The organism is Rickettsia sp. TH2014, from assembly GCF_019249195.1.
GTDB lineage: Bacteria > Pseudomonadota > Alphaproteobacteria > Rickettsiales > Rickettsiaceae > Rickettsia > Rickettsia felis.
This window is the reverse complement of record NZ_MXAX01000103.1, coordinates 830-4,157: the sequence shown is the minus strand read 5'-3', so window position 1 is coordinate 4,157 and position 3,328 is coordinate 830. Positions and strand designations below refer to the sequence as shown.

Here is a 3,328-nt window from a genome sequence, read left to right as displayed (position 1 = left end):
TGTAAGATTAAATCTTGACTTCTACAGCGATCCAAAAGCAGGAGTTTTGCCGCTGCTGAGATAGTTTTCAATTAAAGGATCGGGTAATTGTGTTTCTGAGCCTTTATATAATCTAAAATTATATTAATCTAAATTTATTACCTTATCACCTGTCCATACTCTGTTAATCTCGGTAATTTCTTCCTCGCAAATACTAACTGCAAAAGAAAAGAAATAGCTATATTCAGTAAAATTAGTAACGGATTTTAAGTTATGAAAATAAGGGAAATATTCTTTATGACGGGTACTATTTGCTATTTCTTTTATTGTGTCTGCCCAAATTAATTTTCCGTTAACTCTTGCAGTACCGCAAATTAACGGTATAGCTTCGCCGTAATTAGCTGTTATATATTTAAAACTTTCTTTGAAATTTTTAATATTGTCATATTCTATCGGTTCGTGATTTAATTGATCTAAATACTCACCAAGCATTTTACCGGCAAATCTTCCCACGCTTGAAAATATGCCGCCTCCCAATGTATTTCCTATGCCGCTGCCAAGCGAGCTAAAAAAACTTCCAAACATATTTACCATATTATATTTTAATATGGATTGATATTAGCACTATGATGTGGTAACACTAATAGTATAACTTCTTGTCATTGCGAGGAAATTCCATAGCAATTGACGAAGCAATCTTGTGCCAAAGTCCCGAGATTGCCACGCTCACTAACGTTCGCTCGCAATGACAGAATTAAAAAAATGGAAATCACAAATGTTTAAAAGATCTTTATTCATCTTACTATTACTTGCTGGTTCCTTAGTTAAAGCAGAAATTATAGAAGTGGATAGTTTAAATAAAATAAAACAAGATTTTAAAGAAAATTATAATAAAAATTATGTACCTCAGGATTTATTAGTAGTAACGGTTTTAGATGAATTTTTGTTTAAGTCTTTAGTGCCTATAGGTGAACAAATTGACAAAGATATTTATCTTACACTAACTCCTCTTTTGCGTAATATTAATAAAAATTCAAAAGCTATTTATATAGATCAATTGATTTTAACTAATGATAGTTATAAGAAAGAATTACAAGAATCTGATTTTCCAAATTTTATAAATGAAATGAGTAATAGTAAAATCCCTATAATAGCCGTAAATGATGGATTTACCGGTAATTTTAATAATATTCCTAAATTTGAAATATGGTTTGCTGATTATTTAAAGAAAAATTTCAATATTGATTTTTCAAATAGTTTTCCAAACAATAATTATATTATTTTTAATAATTTAGACAGTTTTGCTAATACTTATCCGGTATTTTATAAAGGTATATTGACGAGTAATAATATATCGGAAGCGGAAATGATGCTCAATTTCCTTATTCAAGTGGGATTTATGCCTAAAGCTTTTATAATAATTAGCAGTAACATAGAATTATTAAAATCAATGGAGTTTCAACTTAATAGTTATAGTTCTAATATATTATTTATTGGTTATCATTATAATAATAAAAATACCCCGGAAAATAAAGATGCTGCATATTATACTAAAATCATTAATGATTTAATACCTCAAATAAATAAGATAAAAAGAAATAATCCGCCTCTAAAAACTAAAAAGATAAAAGATAAAAATCCTTATGATAAAAATCAATAAAATTTTATTGAGCTTATTTTGCTTAGTTATTTCGTGTGTAAGTTATGGTCAAATTATTCCTACTTACTCTGTAGATTCGGTAACAATGAAAAATTTATTACCGAAGATAGATGCAGATACGCTGGTACTTATAAATATAGATAATACTATTATAACACCGAAATCCAAATTATTTCGATACCGGGATAATTCTTATATAAATTTTACTAAATATTTATATAGTCTTGCAGCGGATAACGCATCAGTTAATAAAACTATTGCAAAATTGATAGTGCAGCGTCAAATGATGCTTGTTGAATCTAAATGGGTAGATTTAATTAATAAGATGAAACAGCAAGGTGCAACAGTTTTAGGTCTTCAAGAAATAACTGCTCCATGTAATTTAATTGAAAATTATGAAGGATGGTTATATACATTACTTTACGGACTCAATATTAATTTTACTAATAAAGTTAATGATCAAGATGTATTTAGATTTAATCCAAGCGATGCTGGAGCCCCTATTTTTTATTTAGGTATAATATTTACCGGTAATATAAATAGAGTAAAAACTCTTATAGAGTTCTTAAAAATTATACCGAAACAACCTACAAAAATAGTAATTTTTGCGAATAATAAAAAAGATTTAGAAAATATGGACTCTTATTTAAGCATGGTTGATATAGGATATTATGGAATTGAATATTTGGGGTGGCAAATGTTACCGGGATCACCTGATCATCAAATCGCTGAGTTGCAGCAATCTACGTTTTTAAATACCGGTCAGTGGTTAGAAGATGATGTAGCTAGCAAAATGTTAAATAAATAATTATGAATGACAATTTAATTAATACTTTAAAAGATTTAATTATTAATACCGGTAAGGTTGCACTAGATATAAAAAAGGCAGGAATATTGACTGATATTAAATTAGATGGGTCAGTAGTCACTAATGCAGATAAGGAAATTAGTAAAGTAATTTATCAGGCTCTACAAGTCTTAACCCCCAAAATAGCTATAGTATGTGAAGAGCGGCCGCTACCTATATTAAGCAATGATACTTTTTGGTTAATCGATCCTATTGACGGGACACGGAGCTATGTAAACGGTAAAAATACATATACGGTAAACATAGGGCTTATTGAAAACGGTCTTCCAACTATCGGCTTGATATATCACCCTGAAACAGCAAAGCTATATTATACCGATGTACAGGGGCGGTTAAAAATCGAACAGAATTCTAAAGAAATATTTGTTAATCATGAACCTAAACATGAAGAGCTTAATGCGGTAATAGGTTTTTATAATTCAAATAAAGCTACTAAAGAATTTTTAAGTAAATATTCATTCGGTCAGATAAATGCAATAGGCAGTTCAATTAAACTATGCTTAATTGCTGAAGGAGCAGCTGATATATATCCAAAATTCGGTCAAACTATGGAATGGGACCTAGCGGCAGGCCACGCTTTAATTAAAGCCGGCGGCGGTAATATTTTAGATACACATGGACAAGAAATTACTTACGGTAAAGAAAATTTCGCTAACCCCAATTTTTTCGCCTGTAGTAAATATTGGTTGGAAAGGGAGGTTGTGTTTCGTGGATACTAAGTCGTCATTGCGAGCAGGTATTGCCTGCGTGGATACCACCCCGTCATTGCGAGCAATCGTAGACTGCGTGGCAATCTCATGAAATAATACTCCTGAGATTGC

Annotated in this window: 3 protein-coding genes and 1 pseudogene; 3 read left to right on the top strand and 1 reads right to left on the bottom strand. The window is 30.4% G+C overall.

The annotated features are described in order from the left end of the window. Positions 1 to 318 precede the first annotated feature (318 nt). Positions 319 to 564 (bottom strand): annotated as a pseudogene (locus KYQ89_RS08195) (host specificity protein); the annotation flags it as partial. A 190-nt stretch (positions 565 to 754) separates the two neighbouring features. Here KYQ89_RS08195 and KYQ89_RS01875 point away from each other — a divergent pair. The 3 genes from KYQ89_RS01875 to KYQ89_RS01865 are packed head-to-tail and all read left to right on the top strand — an operon-like array spanning position 755 to position 3,226. Beyond that, on the top strand, positions 755 to 1,639 hold the full coding sequence (locus KYQ89_RS01875) for a DUF2608 domain-containing protein (protein ID WP_218460167.1): 885 nt from the start codon (positions 755 to 757) through the stop codon (positions 1,637 to 1,639). After that, complete coding sequence (locus KYQ89_RS01870; RefSeq protein WP_218460166.1) at positions 1,623 to 2,447, top strand: DUF2608 domain-containing protein; 825 nt, start codon at positions 1,623 to 1,625, stop codon at positions 2,445 to 2,447. The genes KYQ89_RS01875 and KYQ89_RS01870 overlap by 17 nt, the downstream gene beginning before the upstream one ends. A gap of 2 nt (positions 2,448 to 2,449) precedes the next feature. Continuing rightward, positions 2,450 to 3,226, top strand: coding sequence for a 3'(2'),5'-bisphosphate nucleotidase CysQ (locus KYQ89_RS01865; protein ID WP_218460165.1), 777 nt, complete (start codon positions 2,450 to 2,452; stop codon positions 3,224 to 3,226). Positions 3,227 to 3,328 lie beyond the last annotated feature (102 nt).

Bases quoted from the DNA above. Each gene is read 5' to 3' on its own strand.
- KYQ89_RS01865 (WP_218460165.1), top strand. From the start codon at position 2,450: ATGAATGACAATTTAATTAATACTTTAAAAGATTTAATTATTAATACC.
- KYQ89_RS01870 (WP_218460166.1), top strand. From the start codon at position 1,623: ATGATAAAAATCAATAAAATTTTATTGAGCTTATTTTGCTTAGTTATT.
- KYQ89_RS01875 (WP_218460167.1), top strand. From the start codon at position 755: ATGTTTAAAAGATCTTTATTCATCTTACTATTACTTGCTGGTTCCTTA.